General features: G+C 38.3%; 20 protein-coding genes. 3 read left to right on the top strand and 17 right to left on the bottom strand.

All coding sequences use genetic code 11. The features are described 5' to 3' along the window. Nucleotides 1-13: 13 nt before the first annotated feature. The 6 genes from relA to AB1280_RS23725 all read right to left on the bottom strand — a co-directional run bounded on the left by relA (nt 14) and on the right by AB1280_RS23725 (nt 9,247). Nucleotides 14-2,194 carry a GTP diphosphokinase gene (gene relA, locus AB1280_RS23750; RefSeq protein WP_272186707.1) on the bottom strand — a complete coding sequence of 727 codons (2,181 nt, stop codon included), beginning with the start codon at nt 2,192-2,194 and terminating at the stop codon, nt 14-16. Nucleotides 2,195-2,399: 205 nt separating this feature from the next. Continuing rightward, nucleotides 2,400-2,912, bottom strand: a complete 513-nt coding sequence (locus AB1280_RS23745; protein WP_272186706.1) for an adenine phosphoribosyltransferase — start codon at nt 2,910-2,912, stop codon at nt 2,400-2,402. 48 nt (nt 2,913-2,960) lie between these two features. Beyond that, complete coding sequence (gene recJ / locus AB1280_RS23740; protein WP_429757211.1) at nt 2,961-5,300, bottom strand: single-stranded-DNA-specific exonuclease RecJ; 2,340 nt, start codon at nt 5,298-5,300, stop codon at nt 2,961-2,963. Nucleotides 5,301-5,389: 89 nt separating this feature from the next. Then, on the bottom strand, nt 5,390-6,283 hold the full coding sequence (locus AB1280_RS23735) for a cation diffusion facilitator family transporter (protein ID WP_272186704.1): 894 nt from the start codon (nt 6,281-6,283) through the stop codon (nt 5,390-5,392). 311 nt (nt 6,284-6,594) lie between these two features. Next, nucleotides 6,595-8,856 carry a protein translocase subunit SecDF gene (secDF, locus tag AB1280_RS23730; RefSeq protein WP_272186703.1) on the bottom strand — a complete coding sequence of 754 codons (2,262 nt, stop codon included), beginning with the start codon at nt 8,854-8,856 and terminating at the stop codon, nt 6,595-6,597. A gap of 106 nt (nt 8,857-8,962) precedes the next feature. After that, complete coding sequence (locus AB1280_RS23725) at nt 8,963-9,247, bottom strand: post-transcriptional regulator (RefSeq protein WP_272186993.1); 285 nt, start codon at nt 9,245-9,247, stop codon at nt 8,963-8,965. 121 nt (nt 9,248-9,368) lie between these two features. Here AB1280_RS23725 and spoVB point away from each other — a divergent pair, with 121 nt between their 5' ends. Then, nucleotides 9,369-10,928 (top strand): stage V sporulation protein B, encoded by a 1,560-nt coding sequence (gene spoVB, locus AB1280_RS23720; protein ID WP_429757210.1) that lies wholly within the window; start codon nt 9,369-9,371, stop codon nt 10,926-10,928. A 40-nt stretch (nt 10,929-10,968) separates the two neighbouring features. Here the strand turns inward: spoVB and AB1280_RS23715 are convergent, their stop codons facing one another. Together AB1280_RS23715 and AB1280_RS23710 are read right to left on the bottom strand one after the other, a co-directional pair. Continuing rightward, nucleotides 10,969-11,439 carry a GNAT family N-acetyltransferase gene (locus tag AB1280_RS23715; RefSeq protein ID WP_429757209.1) on the bottom strand — a complete coding sequence of 157 codons (471 nt, stop codon included), beginning with the start codon at nt 11,437-11,439 and terminating at the stop codon, nt 10,969-10,971. A gap of 77 nt (nt 11,440-11,516) precedes the next feature. Next, nucleotides 11,517-12,164, bottom strand: coding sequence for a DUF421 domain-containing protein (locus AB1280_RS23710; protein WP_429757208.1), 648 nt, complete (start codon nt 12,162-12,164; stop codon nt 11,517-11,519). A gap of 114 nt (nt 12,165-12,278) precedes the next feature. Between AB1280_RS23710 and AB1280_RS23705 the strand changes: the two genes are divergently transcribed. Then, nucleotides 12,279-12,665: a TIGR04086 family membrane protein gene (locus tag AB1280_RS23705; protein ID WP_272186699.1), complete on the top strand. Its 387-nt coding sequence runs from the start codon at nt 12,279-12,281 to the stop codon at nt 12,663-12,665. A 329-nt stretch (nt 12,666-12,994) separates the two neighbouring features. On the opposite strand, the gene yajC is transcribed toward AB1280_RS23705, so the two are convergent. From yajC to AB1280_RS23670, 7 genes are all read right to left on the bottom strand, one after another. Beyond that, a complete protein-coding gene (gene yajC / locus AB1280_RS23700) occupies nt 12,995-13,255 on the bottom strand; it encodes a preprotein translocase subunit YajC (RefSeq protein WP_272186698.1) in 261 nt (86 codons plus the stop codon). Between the two features lie 27 nt (nt 13,256-13,282). Then, nucleotides 13,283-14,422 carry a tRNA guanosine(34) transglycosylase Tgt gene (gene tgt / locus AB1280_RS23695; RefSeq protein ID WP_272186697.1) on the bottom strand — a complete coding sequence of 380 codons (1,140 nt, stop codon included), beginning with the start codon at nt 14,420-14,422 and terminating at the stop codon, nt 13,283-13,285. A 15-nt stretch (nt 14,423-14,437) separates the two neighbouring features. Further along, on the bottom strand, nt 14,438-15,490 hold the full coding sequence (gene queA, locus AB1280_RS23690; RefSeq protein WP_429757207.1) for a tRNA preQ1(34) S-adenosylmethionine ribosyltransferase-isomerase QueA: 1,053 nt from the start codon (nt 15,488-15,490) through the stop codon (nt 14,438-14,440). 19 nt (nt 15,491-15,509) lie between these two features. Continuing rightward, a complete protein-coding gene (locus AB1280_RS23685) occupies nt 15,510-15,710 on the bottom strand; it encodes a DUF2905 domain-containing protein (RefSeq protein WP_429757206.1) in 201 nt (66 codons plus the stop codon). Next, entirely contained in the window at nt 15,707-16,708 is a 1,002-nt protein-coding gene (ruvB, locus tag AB1280_RS23680; protein ID WP_429757205.1) for a Holliday junction branch migration DNA helicase RuvB, read from the bottom strand. The genes AB1280_RS23685 and ruvB overlap by 4 nt, the downstream gene beginning before the upstream one ends. A 5-nt stretch (nt 16,709-16,713) precedes the next feature. Next, a complete protein-coding gene (gene ruvA, locus AB1280_RS23675) occupies nt 16,714-17,331 on the bottom strand; it encodes a Holliday junction DNA helicase RuvA (RefSeq protein WP_272186694.1) in 618 nt (205 codons plus the stop codon). A 167-nt stretch (nt 17,332-17,498) separates the two neighbouring features. Further along, nucleotides 17,499-18,029: a BofC C-terminal domain-containing protein gene (locus AB1280_RS23670; protein WP_429757204.1), complete on the bottom strand. Its 531-nt coding sequence runs from the start codon at nt 18,027-18,029 to the stop codon at nt 17,499-17,501. A 659-nt stretch (nt 18,030-18,688) separates the two neighbouring features. Between AB1280_RS23670 and AB1280_RS23665 the strand changes: the two genes are divergently transcribed. Continuing rightward, nucleotides 18,689-19,249 carry an AAA family ATPase gene (locus tag AB1280_RS23665; RefSeq protein ID WP_429757203.1) on the top strand — a complete coding sequence of 187 codons (561 nt, stop codon included), beginning with the start codon at nt 18,689-18,691 and terminating at the stop codon, nt 19,247-19,249. Here AB1280_RS23665 and AB1280_RS23660 read toward each other — a convergent pair. Both AB1280_RS23660 and safA read right to left on the bottom strand, forming a co-directional pair. Next, complete coding sequence (locus AB1280_RS23660; RefSeq protein ID WP_272186690.1) at nt 19,233-19,940, bottom strand: YhcN/YlaJ family sporulation lipoprotein; 708 nt, start codon at nt 19,938-19,940, stop codon at nt 19,233-19,235. The genes AB1280_RS23665 and AB1280_RS23660 overlap by 17 nt on opposite strands. 375 nt (nt 19,941-20,315) lie before the next feature. Further along, nucleotides 20,316-22,385 carry a SafA/ExsA family spore coat assembly protein gene (gene safA, locus AB1280_RS23655; RefSeq protein ID WP_429757202.1) on the bottom strand — a complete coding sequence of 690 codons (2,070 nt, stop codon included), beginning with the start codon at nt 22,383-22,385 and terminating at the stop codon, nt 20,316-20,318. Nucleotides 22,386-22,480 lie beyond the last annotated feature (95 nt).

The raw sequence follows: 22,480 nt of genomic DNA, 5'->3' as shown, positions 1-22,480 counted from the left end.
ACTTCACTCCCTATTAATGCATCATGCGGCGCACTGCATAAATTTCTGGAACCCGCTTAATGCGCTCGACAACTTTTTTCAAATGCTGTAAGTTACGAATTGAAATAGACATATGAATCGTCGCCATTTTGTTGCGATCACTTCTTCCTGAAACAGCTGAAATATATGTTTTCGTTTCCGTTACAGCTTGCAGTACTTCATTTAGTAGACCGCGGCGATCATACCCTGAAATTTCAATATCAACATTGTATTCAATTTCTTTTTCTGGGCTGCCTTCCCACTCTACTTCTAACAGTCTTGCCTGCGCTTCTTCTGTATGAATATTTACACAGTCTGTACGGTGAATCGAGACACCGCGACCTTTTGTAATATAACCAATGATATCGTCGCCCGGAACTGGATTACAGCACTTCGATAAACGGATAAGTAAATTATCTGCACCGCTTACTTTTACACCAGAATCCCATTTACGAATTTTCATTGGTTTTCGAACTTCTTTTACTTCTGTTAAATCTTCTTCACGTTGCTTACGAAATTTATCTGTTAAGCGCGTCACAATTTGCGATGCAGTAATTCCGTTATATCCAACAGCTGCAAACATATCTTCTTCATTTGCAAAATTAAACTTCTCAGCAACGCGCTTTAAATTATCAGATGCTAACACTTCTTTCATCTCATACTCAAGGCCTCGCACCTCTTTTTCAACAAGCTCGCGGCCTTTTTCAATATTCTCATCGCGGCGTTGCTTTTTGAAAAATTGACGAATTTTATTTTTCGCATGGGATGTTTGCGCTAATTTCACCCAGTCCTGACTCGGGCCATACGAGTGTTTAGACGTTAAAATTTCAATGATGTCACCTGTTTTTAACTTATAATCTAAAGTGACCATTTTACCGTTTACTTTTGCACCAATCGTTTTATTCCCGATTTCAGAGTGAACGCGGTAAGCAAAGTCAATCGGTACAGAGCCAAGCGGCAATTCCATGACATCGCCTTTTGGTGTAAAGACAAACACCATATCAGAGAATAAATCAATTTTTAATGATTCCATAAATTCTTCTGCATTGGAGGCTTCATTTTGCCATTCTAAAATTTGACGGAACCATGTTAGTTTTTTCTCAAGTGTACCTGTTGTTTCAGCCGTTTTTCCTTCTTTATATGCCCAGTGGGCCGCAATTCCGAATTCGGCAATTTCATGCATTTCTTTCGTACGAATTTGCACTTCAAGCGGATCGCCTTTCGGTCCAATTACTGTCGTATGCAGCGACTGATATAAGTTCGCTTTTGGCATTGCGATATAATCTTTAAAACGCCCCGGCATTGGCTTCCAGCACGTATGAATAATACCTAAAACGGCATAGCAATCTTTAATACTATTTACGACAACACGAACAGCTAACAAATCGTAAATTTCATTGAATTGTTTATTTTGCATTGCCATTTTTCGATAAATGCTATAAATATGCTTTGGACGACCAGAAATTTCTGGTTGAATCGCGACTTCTTTTAATTTGTCACGAATTTCCATCATAACTTCATCCAAATATTCTTCGCGCTCTGCACGTTTACGTTTCATTAAGTTGACAATACGGTAATATTGCTGCGGATTTAAGTAACGAAGCGATGTATCTTCTAGTTCCCACTTAATCGTATTAATTCCGAGCCTGTGTGCTAATGGAGCGAAAATTTCTAATGTTTCATTTGCAATGCGGCGCTGCTTTTCTTGTGGTAAATGTTTCAATGTTCGCATGTTGTGAAGTCGGTCTGCAAGCTTAATTAAAATAACACGAATATCTTGCGCCATTGCGATAAACATTTTTCGATGATTTTCCGCCTGCTGCTGTTCATGAGATTTGTATTTAATTTTCCCGAGCTTCGTTACACCATCAACAAGCATCGCAATCTCTTTTGTAAATTCACGTTCAATGTCTTCTAATGTTACATCTGTATCTTCTACTACATCATGTAAAAACCCCGCAGATACAGTAGATGGATCCATGTGTAAGTCCACTAAAATTCCTGCTACTTGAATAGGATGGATAATATACGGTTCACCTGATTTTCGGTATTGCTCGCTATGTGCCGCACGTGCAAATTCATAAGCGCGCGCCACAAGATCGATATCATCATCGTGTAAATATTGCCCTGCTTTCTCCAGTACCTGCTCAGCTGTTAGTACTTGTTCATTCGCCATCTAATCACCTTTTATTAAAGATTCATAATCTCTTTCCTTGCCAATTAGAATAATTTTTATCTTACCATTATAACGTAATGATTGTGAATTGTGAAAAGGAAAAGATTTTACTGACATTTCACTTTACTTTTTTCGATACATATATAAAAATACCCGATCCTCTCAAAGAGATTCACGGGTACTCCGCATGTCGCCCTGTTTACAATTAATATTGTTCTAACACTAACACATCATAGCCATCTAACATTTTACGGCCATCTAAGTAAGTAAGCTCTACTAAAAATGCGATACCTGCCACAACACCGCCAAGTTCTTCTACTAGCTTAATTGTTGCTTCAATTGTTCCACCTGTAGCTAATAAGTCATCTGTAATTAATACGCGTTGACCTGGTTTGATTGCATCTTTATGAATTGTTAACACATCTTTACCATACTCTTTACCGTAATCTACTGTGATTACTTCGCGTGGTAATTTACCTAATTTACGAACTGGTGCAAAGCCTACTTCTAATGCGTAAGAAACTGGACATCCAATAATAAAACCACGTGCTTCTGGTCCTACTACTAGGTCGATATTTCTTTCTTTTGCATATGCAACGATTGCATCTGTTGCTGCTTTATATGCTTTTCCATCGTTCATTAAAGGTGTGATGTCTTTAAAGACAATACCTTCTTTCGGATAATCTGGTACGATTGCAATATGTTGCTTGAAATCCATATTTATGAATCCTCCTCGAATATAAAAAGCGTTGTAAATACAAGTCCTTTATCCTAACTGTTCTACTTCTTTATGGTTACGAAGCGTTTCAAACCATGCATATAACTGCTGATATGTGCTATAAACCAGTTCCTTTTCTAATTGTAATTGGTTTATTTTCTCACGATACGTGTTTGATTCGGTTAAATCACGCTTTTTCATTTCTTCTGTCATAAAAATGACACCGTCTTTTATTGTAACAAATTCTAACTCAAAAAACACCTGTGTCATGAAATTTACTGTATCTTTTGACCAGCCCTTATGACGGCAAAGCTGCTCTCCGTATTGACGAAGCGAGAACGGTGCTTTTTGATGCAGGAATGAAAAGTACCATTTAAAGTGTTCTCTCGTTGGAACTGTACTAAACAAATGATTATTTTCTTGATAAAAAACCGTATAAATGCGGGCTGGAAATCCTTTTTCACATATGTGCTTTAAATCTTCTGTCGCATCCGGTAAATCAAGAATAACAACGTAGCGATCTTCTAATGTTGTCACATCTTTAGCCTGTATTGCGTAATCTTTATATGCTTCTAACGAAAACTTTTGCAATGCTTCTTCCTTAAAATACACGATTGTCAGTTTATCACGCGAAAGATCTGCTAAATTCGTTTCTACATTACGCATGCTACGCCAATCAAATAATTGCCAAGCTTCTACAGCAATGTCTTGAACCATAATTTGTGGTTTACGGAAATTATTCCATTCATTAATAGAAGCTTCTCCAACGATTGATACTTTCGCTACAGGAGAAATTTCTTTTGCAAATGCTCCGAAACCAAAGCCAATACTATCTAATGTTGCTGGTCCATCGCGAAGTGTCATTTTTAAATGTGAGCCATCAGAACCAATGGCACGAATACTTTCTAGACTTGCATCTTTCACAGCGACGCGCGGTTTTGGATTCCCGACACCGAACGGAGCAAGCTTTTGCATTTCTTCGATTGCATCCAGCGTGACATCTTCCACTTTACATACTACATCTACCGTAGTGACAGGAATAAAATCTTCATCTGATAACAATGCAGCAGCTTGCTCGTTTAGACGGCGGCGCAGTTCATCAACATCCTCTATATTAAGAGTCATACCAGCCGCCATTGGATGCCCACCAAAATGCGGTAAAATATCACGACAATCTGATAAATTCGAATATAAATCAAAACCTTCAATACTACGAGCTGAACCTTTTGCTGTGCCTTTTTCAGGATCAATACTTAAGACAATTGTCGGCCTGTAAAAACGATCTACGAGCTTCGAAGCAACAATCCCAATTACACCGGGATTCCATCCTTCTTTTGCTAAAACTAATACTGTATTCTCTTTTGGTGGATAATGTGCTTCTACTTCTGCAATCGCTTCTTCTGTAATTTGCTTTACAATGTCTTTTCGTAATTTGTTTAGTTCATCAATTTCTTGTGCAAGTTCTTTTGCTTCTTCTACGTCTTCTGATAATAATAAATGAACAGCTGGGGCAGCATCTTCTAATCGTCCAACCGCGTTAATGCGTGGTCCAATTGCAAACCCTACACTTTCTTCTGTAATTTCACCTTGCGAAATATTAGCAACTTTGAACAGCGCTTGTAAACCTATTCGCTGCGTTGTTCGCATTTTTTTCAATCCACGCTGTACAAGTAGACGGTTTTCACCATTAAGAGACACTAAATCGGCTACTGTACCAATAACAGCAATTTCTAATAAATGTTCTGGTACACTACCAAGCAAAGCATGAGCAACTTTAAACGCCACACCAACACCTGCTAAATAGTGAAATGGATATATACCGCCATCTAACTTCGGATGAATGATAGCCAAAGCTTCCGGCAATTCTGGCGGAGGCTCATGATGATCAGTAATAATTAAATCAATACCAAGCTCCTTCGCAACTTGCGCCTCATGAACAGCTGCGATCCCTGTATCAACTGTAATAATAAGCGAGAAACCAGCGCGATGCGCCCAGCGAAACGCTTCTTCATTCGGTCCATATCCTTCTGTAAATCGGTTTGGAATATAAAACTCTACATCCGCTCCGATTTCTTGTAATGCTAAGAATAAAACGGTTGTACTACTAACACCGTCCGCATCATAGTCACCGAAAATTAAAATTTGTTCACCGTTTTGAATCGCTTCGCGAACGCGCTCTACAGTACGATCCATACCTTCAAGTAAAAAAGGATCGTGAAATTCTTGCTGCTCTGTATTTAAAAAATCCACAATCTTTTCTTCTGTATCTAAACCTCTATTTAATAATAACGAAGTAACAAGAGATGACAATTGAAGTTTATTTGCCAATTGTTCTACAAGTTCCTCATTATTATCCTTTTCTTTCCAACGCGTCTTCGGTTGTAACACGAAATCACCCCTTAACCTGTCTATTATACTAGACAGATTAAGGGGTGACAATGAGGTTTGATTAACCAATTGGCGCTTACAAGTTTTCATTAGTCAGGAGAATAGGGATTTATGTGAACAAAAACATTTTGTACATGATCTTGCTGCATGAGCACCTCTTTCACACGTTTACCAATACGATGTCCTTCTTCTACCGTAATGTATGGATCAACAGACACTTTAATATCGACGATGACATAATGCCCATGCTCTCTTGCATATAGCGAACCTATTTTCTTAATTCCTTCTACTTGCATAACCGCTTCTCTCATCGGAATAATATCTTCCTCATGAAGCACATGATCCAGTGTTGTATGAATCGCTTCTTTGCCGATATCCCAAGCCATTTTTATAACGAGTAAAGATACAAATAAACCGGCAGCTGGATCGGCATATACAAGCCACTCCATCCCAAATTTATCCCCTATAATTGCTGCCCCAATACCAATTAAAGCCGCAATTGATGAAAACACATCCGAACGATGCTCATACGCGTTTGCAATAATTGCATCACTATTTATCCTTTTGCCTAACTTATATTTATAACGAAACATCCCTTCTTTCACAACAATCGAAAGAAGTACAGCAATCACAGTAATCCAGCGCGGAGGCTCAAGCACTTGTGTAAAAGCTTTAACAGAAGAAATAACAATTTCAATTCCGACAATAAACAAAAGAACAGCTACAATGATTGCAGAAATAGATTCAGCTTTTCCGTGTCCATATGGATGATCCTCATCAGGCGGTTGCTTCGCTGCGCGGAGTCCAAAAAAGACTGCTAATGAGCCGATAACATCCGAACCAGAATGAACTGCATCCGCCATAAGTGCTTTACTATTTCCAATATATCCAATAACAGCTTTGACAATCGCAAGCACAATATTGCCGACAATTCCAACAATTGCCCCAAATTCTGCTTGTTTAAAACGTTCATCTTTTTCCATAATCGAAACCCTTTCTTTCATCAACGTACACTTTATCCCGCTATTCGCGGACAGTAAGACCCTCGCCTCGAACGAGGCAAAAAACACCTCCCTGTCAGGGACGTGGGCGTCCTGCGATTCTGAACGAGCCACTTCCGCTTTTCTAAAGAAGATAGATGATGGATAACTGTCCGTAAAAGTCCGATTGGGCGGACTTTCCATCAGCGAGGGATAAAGTCCCGTACTAACCTTCACTTTATTCTATCCCAGAACAAAAAAAGAAATGCCTGCAAAGAGGCATCTCTTTTCATTCAAATTCACATGATTTTTTCTTATACTTGCGGTTCAGATGTCTTTACTTCTACTTTCTTCTGACCTTTTCCTTTTTTCAAACGGCGGTTTTCAAGCATCAACCAAATTTGGGATGCAACGAAAACAGAAGAGTAAGTACCAACAATTAAACCAACAAATAATGCAATTGAGAAGTTACGTAATGACTCACTGCCGAAAATTAACAATGTAATAACAGGCAGTAACACCGTCATAACCGTATTAATAGAACGACCGATTGTTTGGCGAATACTCGCATTCACAATCTCTTCTAAATCGCTTAATGTGCGAATTTTTTGCTTCTGTTTGTATAACTCACGATTTCGGTCAAACGTAACAATCGAATCGTTAATAGAATAACCGATAATTGTTAACACCGCTGCGATAAACGTAAGATCAACTTCTAAATGAAGTAGACTAAACACAACAATAATAAAGAATGCATCGTGCAGAAGCGCTAATACTGCTGATAATGCATATGTGAAGCGGAAGCGAATGCTCACATATAAAATGATAACAGCTGATGCAATCAACACAGCTATAAGTGCATTTCGCGCAATTTCTTTCCCAATTGTCGGAGAAACTGTACTTACGTTTGGTTCTGTACCATATTTATCGTGGAAGGCTGTTTTTACTTTCGAAATATCATCTTTTGATAGTACACCAATTGTACGAACAGCAAATCCTTTATTATCATTACCTGTTGGCACGATATCTTCTTGCTTCACATCTACTTTCAAATCATGCAACTCTTTTTGTACTTGTGATACCGTTATCGCTTGATTTGTTTTAATATCCATGCGCGTACCACTTTCAAAATCAATGCCTAAATTCAATTTGAAAATCGGTAAAATAATCGCACCCGCAATCATGACAACAACTGAGAACCAGAAGAATTTATGTCCGATACTAACAAAGTTAATACGGTCAAATTTCGTTGGTGCGTGTTCTACACCTTTTGATAGCGGAATAACTTCCTTCGGTTTTACACCAAAGTAAGCATATTTTTTATCAAAGTAACGGCTCTTCACAAGTAAGCCAAGTAAGAAACGTGTACCATATACGTTTGTGATAAAGCCAACTAAAATACTTACAATTAAACTTGTCGCAAATCCTCTAACAGAACTTGTACCATACGCAAACAATACTCCTGCTGCTGCAAGTGTTGTAACATTTGCATCTAGAATGGTTGATAATGAACGCTGATTACCTGCACGATATGCCGATAGCATCGATTTTCCTATGCGCAGTTCTTCTTTCAGCCTTTCATATGTAATAACGTTTGCATCAACCGCAATCCCGACCCCGAGCACGAGTGCTGCTATACCCGGCAATGTAAGAACCGCGTGCATCCAATTGAATACGAGTAACGTTATGTAAATATATAAACCAAGCATAATTATCGCTACAAGACCAGGTAGACGATAGAATACAAGCATAAATAAGAAAATAAGCGCTATACCGATTGCACTAGCAAAAATTGTTTTTTGCAGTGCTTGCTCACCAAATTTCGCTCCAACCGAAGTAGAGTATATTTCTTTTAAATCAACAGGAAGTGCTCCGGCATTTAACAACTCTGAAAGTTGTTTTGCGCTCTCTACTGTAAAGTTTCCACCAACAATAGATACTTCCGCTTGATTAAATACTTGACTCACAGTAGCTGCTGATAAATATTTCGGTTTTGGCTTCGCTGCTTCTGCCTTGTAAGAATCTTTTCCTTCTTCAAAGTCAAGCCAAATTACCATTAAGTTGTTCGGCTTCATGTTTAATACTTTCTCAGTCACTTGACGGAATTTATCAGCACTCTTTAACTTTAAGCCAACACTTGGTCGACCTTGCTCATCGAACGTTTGCTTTGCACCGTTCGTTGCTAAGTCCGCACCGTCCATAAGGATGTTATCATTTACATCACGGAACGTTAATTTCGCTTGCGTTGATAATACATCTCGCGCTTGCTGTTGATCTTTAATGCCAGCAAGCTGCACACGAATGCGATCATTTCCTTCAATTTGGATATTCGGTTCGCTTACACCAAGAACGTTTACACGTTTTTCGAGTGCACCAACCGTACTCACAAGAGTATCCCTTGTAACTTTATCCCCTTTTTTCGCTGGCTTTACTTCATATAAAATTTCAAAGCCGCCTCGAAGATCAAGTCCGAGATTAATTCCTTTTGTAATGTTTTTTGTCGTTGCTCCAATGATTCCTCCAATTAATAACACAACGAGGAAAAAGGCAACGATTCTGCTGCTTCGCTTTGCCATATGTTTCTTGTTCCTCCTTTGAACAAAAGCGCTTGTTCCAAAATTACCTCTTTATCAATACTCACTATTATACTGCAAGAGGAAGAACAAACCAATTACAACCTTATTATTTATTTTCATATTCTTCAAACGACCAAAGCGGTGCTTGATATGCCTTCATCGTTAAATATGTCATATAATCGTTAGCTGTTAACGTTAGCACATCATTTACAAGCTCATACAATCTGACATCGCGCCCTACTTTTTTCCACTTTCTATCCTTTAAACACTTCCATACATCTTCTAGTGTAACACGATCATAGCCGAGCATTTGAAACTCTTCCACCTTACTGTCCAAAACGATTTGTAATTGCTCTCGATACGCTTCTACTAATGCCTCTTTCTCAGCCATTTCTAGCTCATCTCCTTCTGATCTCACGTTCCTCATTTCAAAAGCTTGTCATGCTTATCTTATTCATGCATATAAATTATTGTAAATCATTCCACTGATTTTGAGAAGGTAGGAGAAAACGATGACGAAACAAACCTTTTTACGTGGTGCTTTTATTTTAATGCTCGCTGGTTTTATTACAAAAATATTAGGCTTTATTAACCGTATTGTAATGGCGCGCATTTTAGGTGAAGAAGGCGTTGGGCTATATATGATGGCTGTTCCAACATTTATATTAGCTATTACCATTACACAAATCGGCCTTCCAGTTGCCATTGCAAAACTGATTGCCGAAGCAGAAGCTACACACGATAAACAACAAGTTAAAAAAATATTAACCGTTTCATTAGCTATTACCTCAGTCATTAGTATTCTATTAACAATTGGAATTATGCTTCTTGCTCCTTTATTAGCAGAAACATTATTAACTGATAAACGAACCTACTATCCATTAATTGCTATTTTACCAGTTGTACCTGTCATTGCCGTTTCCTCTGTACTTCGTGGTTACTTTCAAGGAAGACAAAATATGAAACCGAGCGCCTATGCACAGGTGCTAGAACAAGTCGTTCGCATTACGATTATTGCTGTATGCATTCGCTTTTTTTTACCATATGGAGTCGAGTATGCTGCAGCAGGTGCCATGCTCTCAGCTGTACTTGGAGAAATCGCTTCTTTATTATTTTTATTAACATTATTTCAAAGAGAAAAACACCTTGCCATTCATTCCCATTTTATAAGTACTGTAAAAGAAAGTAAAAGCACCTTTTATTCTTTAATGGATATTGCACTTCCTACGACGGGAAGCCGCTTAATTGGATCTATTTCTTACTTTTTCGAACCAATCGTTGTTATGCAAAGTTTAGCAATTGCCGGAGTTGCAGCTTCTATCGCAACGCAGCAATACGGTATATTAAATGGGTATGCCTTTCCACTTTTGTCTCTGCCGGCCTTTATTACATACGCTCTTTCTACAGCACTTGTTCCCTCTATTAGTGAAGCAAATGCAAAAAAACAGCTCCGTCTAGTAGAGCATAGATTACAACAAGCTCTGCGCATCTCTCTTATTACAGGGGGATGGTCCGTCGTCATTTTATATGTATTCACTTCGCCCATTTTAACGCTTATGTACGGTTCCGATAGTGCTACACTTTTCATTCAAGTACTTGCACCTTGCTTTTTATTTCACTATTTTCAGGGGCCACTCACATCTGTATTACAAGCTCTAAATTTAGCACGAGCTGCTATGATGAATACGTTTATCGGGGCAATTGTGAAATTACTCGTTATTTTCGTTCTTGCCTCACAACCACAGTTTCAAATGATGGGCGTCGCTCTTGCAATTGCAGCCAATATCGTTACAGTTACTTTACTTCACTATGCAACTGTCTTAAAAAAAATTACGTTTACTATTTATATAAAAGATTATATTTATGGTTTACTTGCTATTATCATCGCTGGGGGCGTGGGCTATTACATACATAAACACATAATCTTCTCTCCTTCACTTGGCATGCAAACATTATGGGAAGTACTATCTACCTCCGCACTATATGTATTCCTATTAATCCTTTTTGGCATTATTCGAAAAGAAGAATTACTAAGACTCCCGATTCTTCGTAAATTTTCCTTTTTTAAATAAAAACAGCTATCGATTTTAATTCGATAGCTGTTTTTATTTATTACAGTCTTTCATAATAAACAAGCGTTGTATGTTCGTTCAACCTTTTTCTTACCCCAGTCTGTACAAAACCCATTTTTTCATACAGATAACAGTTCCGTTTTTCCTCTAAAATTGTGGCTAATTCCCAACTTGTTGCTTGCGGGAACATTTCTTCTAATAACAATATTATTTTCTGGGCAATTCCCTTCCCTTGATACTTCGGAAGAATGAACATTGGACTAATCCAAAATTCAGTTGCCCCTTCTTTCCAAACTATACTCACAGCACCAACAACGTCCTTATTGTATATGATTTTATAAAATCCACCGTACGGATTGTTAATTCTTGTAATGACTCTATCAAGCTTCTCATTTGCCGGATTCGTATTATAATCTTGGTATGTTTCCAATAACGGTAGAAAAGCCTCTACTTGCATAGCGTAAATCAATTCCGCGTCAGAAACTGTTGCTTTTTCTAGTCTGACTCCCATATCATTCACTCCAAATTAGACTTCTTTTCCCTCTTCTATTCTACAAAGTTCCATGAAGTCCTGTTTGGATCGTATATTTACTCATCTTTTAAATCCACAAAAAACTGACCATTTTGAAAACTACAATATGAAATCTTCTCAATATCGGTATGTCCTAATTTCTTTAACTTATCCTTCAGCCATATATCAGTATGTTCCATCATGTATAAATGTTTTTTCTGAATCTCTCCATCAATAATAAGCGGAAGTGAAAATAATGGTGTGTCATTTTTACTTTTTTGTTTTTCAAATATTGATAACCTTCCCGATGGCTCTAAAATCGCATACTCGACATCACGTATATCACCGATACTTTCCTCACGTAATTGCATAAGTAAATCATCCATGTTGTATCGCTGCTTACGCATTTGCTTTTCATCTATCTTTCCCTCACGTACGATAATAGCTGGTTCTCCTTCTAATATGTGACGCATACGCTGACTTTTTAGTGAGACAAAGGATAACACAATTTGAATAATCATAATCAGCACCATCGGAACGAGTTGATGCCAAATTGCCTTATCCATATTTTCAATTGCAATAACCGCCATTTCACCAAGCATAATAAACACAACTAAGTCTAAAACACTTAATTCACCAATTTCACGTTTTCCCATGAGCCGAAAAATAATTAACATCACACTGTATAAAAGAATTGTTCGAAAGACAATTTGAAGTAGTTCCATCTTCTCTTTCCTTTCTCATTGCAATTTCTACCCATTAGTTTCCCCGCACAAAAAGAAACTAGTCTAACTTAGTAAAAGAGGAAATATGCTTGTATTAGAAAGGAGAGATGCTCTATGGATGGAACGAAAAAATTATCAATTGCAGTTGGATTCGGCATCGTTACCTTACTTATTTTCGCTTGCCTAGCAAGCATCATCATTGCTTTATTATTGAAATTTACAAACATAAATGAAGGGACTTTATCCATCGCACTTCTTATCCTTGCCATTGTGTCGACAGTAATCGCTGGATTTGTTGCTGGAGTAAAAGCACAAGGAAAAGGATGGTTTGTTGGTGGATCCACTGGAGGCATATTTGCTATTCTCGTATTTCTTGTAAATTATTTAGGGTTTTCATCGACATTATCAAGCGCACAACTTCTATATCAACTTATCATTATTGCAGCAAGTACAATTGGAGGCATACTTGGAGTCAACATCGGTAAGCGAACAACATATTAAACATAGAAGCTGGACAATAAAGAAATGCGGAAGTGGCTCGTTCAGAATGTGAGGGGGATGGAGCTTCTGACATAGAGGTGTTTTCTACCTCGCAGGAAGAAGCGAAGCCACCGAACATTCTAGCCACTGAAGCTGGACAATGTTTCTCTCTCAACCTTGAGGTGAGGGGCTTACTGCCCACGAATAGCGGGATACATTTCACAAGTCAAAATCCACTAGAAAAAGCAAATTATATTTTCTCATTCTCGTTATTATTTACTGATTTAGCAATACTTACGTTTATTAAAAAAAGGTGTCCTAAAAGTAATACTTTTAGGGCACCTTTTGCATTAGTTTTTCACAACTTCACGAATTGCGCTACGATCAAATGTAAGGTGTGAACCACCAGATTTAATCACAATTGTTGTATCATTTACAGATTCAATTGTACCGTGTAAGCCACCAATTGTTACGATTACATCACCTTTTGTCAGTTCGCTTTGCATTTGCGCTACAGCCTTTTGACGTTTTTGTTGCGGACGAATTAATAAGAAGTAGAAAATCGCAAACATCGCAACGATCATGACAATATTCATCATACCTGGATTCATCTTTTATTCCTCCTCAATTATTATGTATTAGAAGTTTTTAGCATTCGGTTTATTAAAGCCATATTGTTCAAAGAACTCCTCACGGAAATCTCCAAGACGGTCTTCACGAATGGCTTGTCTCACCTGCTCCATTAAGTTTAACAGAAAATGCAGGTTGTGGTAAGACGTTAAACGAATTCCGAATGTTTCATCACATTTCATTAAGTGACGAATGTACGCACGTGAATAGTTTTTACATGTATAACAATCGCAATTCGGATCAAGCGGACCAAAGTCTTTCGCAAATTTTGCATTTTTCACAACTAAACGGCCTTCACTTGTCATACACGTACCATTTCGTGCAATACGAGTTGGAAGTACACAGTCAAACATATCGATACCACGGATTGCACCGTCAATTAACGAATCTGGTGATCCAACACCCATTAAATAACGCGGCTTGTTATCAGGAAGAAGCGGTGTTGTAAATTCAAGCACACGGTTCATAATGTCTTTCGGTTCTCCAACAGATAAACCACCAACCGCATAACCTGGGAAATCCATTGAAACAAGGTCGCGTGCACTTTGACGGCGAAGTTCTTCAAACTCTCCGCCCTGTACAATACCAAATAGACCTTGATCCTCTGGACGCTGGTGTGCTTTTAAGCAACGTTCTGCCCAGCGGCTCGTACGCTCTACTGATTTTTTCATATACTCAAATGTTGCCGGAAACGGCGGACACTCATCAAATGCCATCATAATATCAGAACCAAGTGCATTTTGAATTTCCATTGCCTTTTCTGGTGATAGGAATAATTTATCCCCATTTAAGTGATTACGGAAGTGAACACCTTCCTCTTCAATACGGCGGAAGTCACTTAAACTAAATACTTGGAAACCGCCAGAATCTGTTAAAATCGAACGATCCCAGTTCATAAATTTATGTAAGCCGCCTGCCTCACGTACAATTTCATGACCAGGACGAAGCCATAAATGATACGTATTACTTAAAATAATACCCGCATCCATCGCTTTTAGCTCTTCTGGTGACATTGTTTTTACTGTCGCAAGTGTTCCAACTGGCATAAAAATTGGTGTTTCAAATGAACCGTGCGGTGTATGAACACGACCTAAACGCGCGCCCGTTTGTTTACATGTTTTAATTAATTCATAACGTATTGCTGTCATATCTTTACTCCTTTTTTATTTCTTCTCTACTTGAGAGTGAGATGCAACAAACATCGCATCACCGAAGCTAAAGAAACGATATTTTTCTTTTACCGCTTCATTGTAGGCATGAAGAACATTTTCTCTTCCTGCAAATGCACTCACAAGCATAATTAAAGTTGATTTTGGCAAATGGAAGTTTGTAATTAAACCATCAATTGCTTTAAATTCATATCCTGGATACATAAAAATATCAGTCCAGCCAGAAGCCGCGCAAATCTTACCATTATTATCTGTTGCAATCGTTTCAAGTGTACGCGTTGATGTTGTTCCAACAGTAATAATACGACCACCTTCTTGCTTCACACGATTTAAAAGGTCTGCCGTTTCCGCTGACATATGATAATATTCCGCATGCATATGGTGTTCTTCAATTGTATCTGCAGAAACCGGTCTAAATGTCCCTAGACCAACATGAAGCGTAATAAACGCTAACTGAATACCTTTTTTCTTCAGTTCTTCTAACAGCTCTTCTGTAAAATGAAGTCCTGCTGTTGGCGCTGCTGCTGAACCAACCTCACGTGCAAATACCGTCTGATAACGGTCACGGTCTTCAAGTGTTTCTTTAATATACGGAGGGAGCGGCATTTCACCAAGCTCATCTAAAATTTCATAGAAAATGCCGTCATATGAAAATTCCAAATGACGTCCGCCTTGTTCGCCAGTTCCGATACATGTTGCTTTTAGCTTTCCTTCGCCAAAAGAAATAATCGTTCCTTCTTTCACACGTTTCGCTGGTTTAACAAGTGTCTCCCAAGTATCCCCATCTTCTTGCTTTAATAAAAGCACTTCAATATGTGCACCTGTATCTTCTTTTACACCGTGCAAACGAGCAGGCATTACTTTCGTTTCATTTAAAACTAAGCAATCCCCTTCATGTAAATAAGAAAGAATATCCATGAAATGTTTATGCTGAATCTCGCCCGTTTCACGATCTAACACCATTAATCTTGATGTTTCCCGCTCTTCAAGTGGCACTTGTGCAATGAGTTCTTCTGGTAAATGAAAATCAAACAGATTAATATCCATAACTTATGTTCACCTATTTCTATTTAAATCTATTTATTACGTACATAATAAAAGATAATACAATACTTATCACAATACACGTAATGATGGGAAAATAAAAGGTAACGTTTCCCTTTTTCACAAAAATATCGCCTGGAAGCCTACCTATAAACTTCCAAGCTAATCCAACAACTATGAAAAGAATACCTACTGTAATGAGCAGCTTTGGCATATCCGTCATGCCCCAGGCATCTCTAATCCGAAGTGTTCATATACAAGCGGTGTAACAATACGACCTCTTGGCGTTCTTTGCAAGAAGCCAATTTGTAGTAAATATGGCTCATACACATCTTCAATTGTGTGTGATTCTTCACCTATAGTTGCAGAAACCGTCTCTAATCCAACTGGACCACCGCGGAATTTTTCAATAATACCAAGCAATAATTTATGGTCAATATGATCAAGCCCAAGCTTATCTACTTGTAGTAGTTCGAGGGCCATTTGCGTAATTTCTATCGCAATCGTTCCATCGCCTCGAACTTGCGCAAAATCACGTACACGGCGCAATAAACGATTGGCAATACGAGGCGTACCTCGTGCACGCCTTGCAATTTCTAAGGCAGCTAAGGAGTCAATTTCCACCTCAAACACTTCTGCAGTACGTTCTACAATGGCTGATAACTGATCAACTGTGTAATATTCTAAACGAGACAATACACCGAAGCGATCTCGAAGTGGTGCAGATAACGCCCCTGCACGCGTTGTTGCTCCAATTAACGTAAATGGAGGTAAATCGAGCCGAACGGAGCGTGCACTTGGGCCTTTTCCAATGACAATGTCAAGACAAAAATCTTCCATTGCTGGATACAACACCTCTTCAATTGAACGATGTAAACGGTGAATTTCATCAATAAATAAAACATCACCCGGTTGAAGTGCTGTTAATACTGCTGCTAAATCACCAGGTCGTTCAATTGCTGGTCCTGACGTTGTACGAATATTCACGCCCATTTCATTCGCAATAATGTTTGCTAATGTCGTTTTCCCAAGTCCTGGTGGTCCATATAATAAGACGTGATCTAACGTTTCCTCACGCATTTTCGCCGCTTCAATAAATACTTCTAAATTATGCTTTGCTTTATCTTGGCCAATATATTGACGGAGCGTTTGTGGTCTTAACGAATATTCTAAGTCCGCATCTTCATACGCGGATTCTCCTGAAACGAGACGTTCATCCATTCTACTCACCTCTTACCGTTTAGTAAAAGACTAAGTGCCTTTTTAATATATTGATCCGTCGTAAGTGATTCTTTTAATAGTTCTGGCACGACGCGAGATACTTCTCGCTCTGCATATCCAAGTGCTCTAAGTGCTTCCAAAGCTTCATCAAGTTCGACAGATGTTCCCTTCTTCTCATCGAAACGCTCTGCATCTGAAAATAAGTCAACAAAAGCATCAGGCACAACATCCGCCAATTTCCCTTTTAAGTCTAAAATCATTTGACGCGCTGTTTTCTTTCCAACACCTGGGAACTTCACTAAGAATTTTTCATCCTCATGTTCAATCGCTTGTACAACCTGCCCCGTTTGACCTGAAGCTAAAATCGCAAGCGCTCCCTTCGGCCCAATCCCTGATACACCTAAAAGCTTTGTAAATAGTAAACGCTCTTCACGCGTTTTAAATCCGTAAAGGGCCATTATATCTTCTCTTACATAATGATATGTATATACACGAAGTTCTTGTTTACTTCTTTGGAATACATACGGATTTGGCGTGAAAATTTGATAACCAATTCCATTATGATCAAGAACGATATACTCCGGTCCTACATATTCCACATAACCTGTAATATATTCAAACAAAACTGTATCTCTCCCTCTCAAATCATGTATTCCATTTTAACATAAATAACATTAGAAATGCGAGGTTCCCCCAACAAATGTTCTCTATCCTATTTTTTCATTTTCATATTAACACGCTGCTCTTGAAAAATGATTTTAGCAAAATAAAAATAAGAAACAAGCCGCAGCTACCTTACGCTACGGCTGTTTCCATTTCTCAGAGAATATTGTTCCATATCTTTCATCACTTTTACGAACCGCTCTTTTGACTTCACCCGAATTCCTCGCTTCAGCTGTTCACGCTGATAACTTTCCATCTTTTTTATATCAATTTGAAAGAAGGAATGAATGGCATTGTCATCTTTCGGCACACCGTTAAAAATTTGGAGAATTCCCTCTTTCGAAACGCCAAAATACCCACTCGTTTTTAATAACGGCGAAATATCATCAATGTGCTGTTGCAATACAATTTGCACATCATCTCGGTCAACGAGTTGCCAATCTTTATATTGCTCTAAAAGCTTTTCTAAATTCACAACTTCTTCTCTAATAATCTCCTGACTCACTTCCCCATCTAAATATATACGCTGCAACATGACTGTAATTTGAGGCTCCTGTCTAGCTGCATTACCCGAACTCTCTGCCAATGCTACATTCGATTCATGATACAAACAAAACGCAGCTAGCACAATCTGCATGGCAACGATCATGAACTTCATATGCTGTCACCTCTTTTAGGGAAAATAAAAACTTCTATTTACAGTTTGGCCGAAAATAGAAGTTTTATGCCCCTTAGAAGATTCGAAGTTAGATATCTCGAAAAGCAGCATTAACTCATTATATAGATATAAATTAAAAACCCCTCGCTTTTAGGTGGGCGAGAGCATCTGGCCATACATAGAAACGGTCAGGGCCTGTTCCTGCCACATGCAAGGTTTAAAACAAAAGGAGAAAGCAAGTAGCGGTTATGTTTTATTCTGCATAACAGCAATTGATATGTCGAAGAATTTAAAATGAATTTGTATAAAATAATTTCTTTTATCCATAAAGAAGGAGGTGTACAAGATTAAGAACACAAAAAAGCGGAATAAGCTCTTCAACCTATTCCGCTACCATTTTCTATATAAATAAGAAAGACGCCTGTCATGCAGGCGTCTTGATGCGTTTACGGCGAGAGACCAGGCGGCCACATCCGCGTGTTTAGCACTTAAGCATATCTCTCGTCTTACGTAAATTAGCTCATCGCTTTGTTAATATAACATTAATGCTAAGAGAAAGCAAGAAAAAAATAATAATCAAAAACGCTGTCTCTAAAAAGAAGGATCATTTCACAAAATGTCGAATATGGAGAACACTTATAAAGAAAGGATATAGAATGATGACACAAGTAATCTTATTTAGAGGAAAAGCAGGTACCGGTAAAACAACAATATCAAATTCTGTAGGCGCACAGCTACATATACCGGTTATTCATAAAGACGATTTATATGACTCCATCGCTAAACATGTAACAGATCATTTTACTCGAAACAAAATTTGCTTTGATATTCTTTTCCGATTGTTAGAATCCACTCTTGCTTGCAATGCAACCGTTATTATCGATTTTGGCTATAACCATTTAGAGGACGTACTGAAGTTAAAATCTTGGGTCGAACAACGAGAAGGGATTTTAACGTCTATTTCATGTATTTGCAGTGATGAATCTGTCTGGGCGCGTCGACTAAATGAACGAAAAACAAATCCTCAGCCAAATCAACTCATCACGGACTTACATGAATTAAAACAACATTATAGTACAATTAATGCAGACTTATTAGAAGATGAACTTCAATTAGACTGCATAGAAAATATTCATTTATTAACAGAAAAAGCAATACACTACATAAATAAAAAGAAGGGGGAAATAATTCCCCCTCTTTCCATTATCGCACCACGTTAGTTACATTTGTACGAAGGTCTCGGAACATATTTGTTACATCACGATTTAAATCATTTGTAATTGTTCCATTTCGTAGCTGCGTACTCATTGTATCAACGCGAGTAAACATATCTGCTTTCGCTGTTACATAGACATTACGATTGTTCACAAGAGGCGCAACAGCTTTGCGAATGTCATTTTCTAGCGCTTTTTCGTCTGGATTGTTGCGAGTTTTGACCGCAATGACAACATCATTACCACGTACAACAGTAGAAACACGATCTACATTATCCATCCCTTTTACTCGGTTGGAAACTGCTTCAGCTACTTTTCCATCGTTGTTTATATACGTGTTGTTCATCGTTACATTACGAGTTGGGTATGGGTTCGTCATTTGTCCATGATAGTTTACATCACGGTAATAATTGTATCCAACGTTATCACGACGATTGTGAACGTCTTGATTAATTTTTGTATACTTTACATTCCCATACTGGTCAGTTCGCGTATCGTTACGGTATGTGACATAATCTGTGTAACGGTCTGTACCTGCTACATTATCTCTATGCGGATACGCATTCTCATAAGATGTGCGCTCATAATTATAAGTAGCATTACGGTCCATCGCACTTTTATTTTTCGGTGTACCACATGCAGCTAACGCACTGGTAACTAACAAAGAAGCAGCAATAATTTTAATTTTTTTGTTCAATGCAAAAACCCCCTCTGTTAGAATGAACTTTTCATTCGAAAAGCTCCTTCTTATCATGAGTCACAAAGAGGTTTTTTACACTGTAAGTATTTTACTTAAAATTTCGAATGTGCTGCTTCTAAATGACACTTATGACCTAAGTGAGCATGAAGACGCTCAATAATTAAGGAGATCTTTTTTAGGAACTCCCTTTCATTTTACTCCCTAAAAACCTGCGCTTACTACATACATCTAATACAATACTGCTCCCAACAATAAGTCCTTTTACAATTCTTTGTACTCAAAATACTTTATTTTGTAATCTCCACCAAATTACCAAACAGATTCTCATACAAAAACCGTTCTTTATAAAAGAACGGCTTCTTATCACTCTTATTAATTTTCTTCTTCTGGATAAGGTGTTCCAAATACAGAGGGAGAACTTTGTTGGTAATACATTGTGCCCGGCTGCGGTGTATACGGAATATATGGGTTTTGCTGATGAAGCTCCCGCGGGAAATAAGGCATACCTGGCTGCGGACTATACAGTTCTGGTTCACCATCACAACCACAATCTTCTTGCATTAGCTCCATTGGCGGTACATTATTATCCATTGTGACAGGCGCAACATTCGAATTCGACATAAAAGTGTGTTGCATATCATATGGTGGTCTTCCCTGCATTGGCGGCATTCCCTGCATTGGTGGCATTCCCTGCATTGGCGGCATTCCCTGCATTGGCGGCATTCCCTGCATTGGTGGCATTCCCTGCATTGGCGGCATTCCCTGCATTGGTGGCATTCCCTGCATTGGTGGCATTCCCTGCATTGGCGGCATTCCCTGCATTGGCGGCATTCCCTGCATTGGCGGCATTCCCTGCATTGGCGGCATTCCCTGCATTGGCGGCATTCCCTGCATTGGCGGCATTCCGTAGTATGGATTTTGTTGGTGTGGCATTTGATTACTTTCCATCATTGGCATCATATTTGGCATTTGACTATTTTCCAGCATCGGCATTACATTTGGCATTTGATTACTTTCTAGCATTGGCATCACATTTGGCATTTGATTGCTTTCTATCATTGGCATCATATTTGGCATTTGATTGCTTTCCATCATTGGCATCATATTTGGCATTTGACTATTTTCCAGCATTGGCATTATGTTTGGCATTTGACTATTTTCCAGCATTGGCATTATGTTTGGCATTTGACTATTTTCCAGCATTGGCATCATATTTGGCATTTGATTACTTTCCATGTTTGGCATCACGTTTGGCATTTGATTACTTTCCATGTTTGGCATCACGTTTGGCATTTGATTACTTTCCATCATTGGCATCATATTTGGCATTTGATTACTTTCCATGTTTGGCATCACGTTTGGCATTTGATTGCTTTCCAGCATTGGCATCATATTTGGCATTTGATTGCTTTCCAACATTGGCATCATATTTGGTATTTGATTGCTTTCCAACATCGGCATTATGTTTGGCATTTGATCATTTTCCATCATTGGCATCATATTTGGCATTTGATTACTTTCCATGATTGGCATCACGTTTGGCATGTGGCTATTTTCCATGATTGGCACCGTAATATTAGGTGGAAGTGCTTGTGGAATTTCTTTTGTGACATTTGGTGCGACAACATTACTTACATTTTCTTTCTTTACTTCTGGAGCAACGATGTTACTTACGTTTTCTTTCTTTACTTCTGGAGCAACGATGTTACTTACGTTTTCTTTCTTCACTTTTGGAGCAACGATATTACTTACATTTTCTTTCTTCACTTCCGGAGCAACGACATTACTTACGTTTTCTTTCTTCACTTCCGGGACAACGACATTACTTCCCTTCATTTTATTTACTTGCGGAGCAATTAAATCGTTCCCTTTTTTTATAATATCAGCAATTTTATATCCTTTCGCAGGTTTAACCGGCGCTTGCGGCGGCTGTGGTAAAATGTTTACGGAAAATTTTGTGCTCTCTTTTTGTTTTTCCACTTTACTAACAGTCGGTTGCTTTTCAATAATAGGTTGTTTTTCCACCGGTTTCTCTTTTTGGATAGGCTGTTCTTTTTGGATAGGCTGTTCTTTTTGGATAGGTTGCTCCTTTTGCGCTTTTACTTGCATTTCCTTCTGCATTTTTTGTATTGCCGGCTGTTCTGTAATTGGTCCGGCTTGTGGAGTCATTTCTTCCTCTTCTTCTATACCAAGAGGTTTCGGCGCTACTGGAAATTCTTTTTGCTGTACTTCTTTTACATATTCTTTTGGAGGGACTGAACCCGCACCTGGATTTTTTTTAATTGGAACACCGTTAGATGGTACTTTAATTTTCATGCCTGGCATAATTAAATCTGGATTACTAAGCTGTGTATTCGCTTGTTTCAATGCTTCAAAATCCACCCCGTACTTTTTCGCAATTTTCCAAAGGGTATCCCCTTTTTGCACGATATGAATTTTCAATTTTTCCCCCTCCTGTATAACTTATCTATAATAAAAACGAGTATAAACACAATGATTGCTTCACCACAATGTATGCTCATAAAAACAAAATTATG

Origin of the sequence: Bacillus sp. S10(2024) (genome assembly GCF_050473865.1) — a bacterium.
GTDB lineage: Bacteria > Bacillota > Bacilli > Bacillales > Bacillaceae_G > Bacillus_A.
The sequence above is the reverse complement of the archived record's forward strand: the minus strand, read 5'-3'. Positions and strand labels throughout refer to the sequence as shown.

Excerpts from the sequence above, each read along its gene's own strand:
- AB1280_RS23725 (WP_272186993.1), bottom strand. The coding sequence starts at position 9,247 with ATGGCTGAGAAAGAGGCATTAGTAGAAGCGTATCGAGAGCAATTACAA.
- tgt (WP_272186697.1), bottom strand. The coding sequence starts at position 14,422 with ATGACAGCAATACGTTATGAATTAATTAAAACATGTAAACAAACGGGC.
- ruvB (WP_429757205.1), bottom strand. The coding sequence starts at position 16,708 with ATGGATGAACGTCTCGTTTCAGGAGAATCCGCGTATGAAGATGCGGAC.
- secDF (WP_272186703.1), bottom strand. The coding sequence starts at position 8,856 with ATGGCAAAGCGAAGCAGCAGAATCGTTGCCTTTTTCCTCGTTGTGTTA.
- AB1280_RS23685 (WP_429757206.1), bottom strand. The coding sequence starts at position 15,710 with ATGACGGATATGCCAAAGCTGCTCATTACAGTAGGTATTCTTTTCATA.
- AB1280_RS23670 (WP_429757204.1), bottom strand. The coding sequence starts at position 18,029 with ATGAAGTTCATGATCGTTGCCATGCAGATTGTGCTAGCTGCGTTTTGT.
- spoVB (WP_429757210.1), top strand. The coding sequence starts at position 9,369 with ATGACGAAACAAACCTTTTTACGTGGTGCTTTTATTTTAATGCTCGCT.
- AB1280_RS23710 (WP_429757208.1), bottom strand. The coding sequence starts at position 12,164 with ATGGAACTACTTCAAATTGTCTTTCGAACAATTCTTTTATACAGTGTG.
- AB1280_RS23665 (WP_429757203.1), top strand. The coding sequence starts at position 18,689 with ATGACACAAGTAATCTTATTTAGAGGAAAAGCAGGTACCGGTAAAACA.
- AB1280_RS23715 (WP_429757209.1), bottom strand. The coding sequence starts at position 11,439 with ATGGGAGTCAGACTAGAAAAAGCAACAGTTTCTGACGCGGAATTGATT.
- yajC (WP_272186698.1), bottom strand. The coding sequence starts at position 13,255 with ATGAATCCAGGTATGATGAATATTGTCATGATCGTTGCGATGTTTGCG.
- AB1280_RS23745 (WP_272186706.1), bottom strand. The coding sequence starts at position 2,912 with ATGGATTTCAAGCAACATATTGCAATCGTACCAGATTATCCGAAAGAA.
- AB1280_RS23735 (WP_272186704.1), bottom strand. The coding sequence starts at position 6,283 with ATGGAAAAAGATGAACGTTTTAAACAAGCAGAATTTGGGGCAATTGTT.
- AB1280_RS23705 (WP_272186699.1), top strand. The coding sequence starts at position 12,279 with ATGGATGGAACGAAAAAATTATCAATTGCAGTTGGATTCGGCATCGTT.
- queA (WP_429757207.1), bottom strand. The coding sequence starts at position 15,490 with ATGGATATTAATCTGTTTGATTTTCATTTACCAGAAGAACTCATTGCA.
- relA (WP_272186707.1), bottom strand. The coding sequence starts at position 2,194 with ATGGCGAATGAACAAGTACTAACAGCTGAGCAGGTACTGGAGAAAGCA.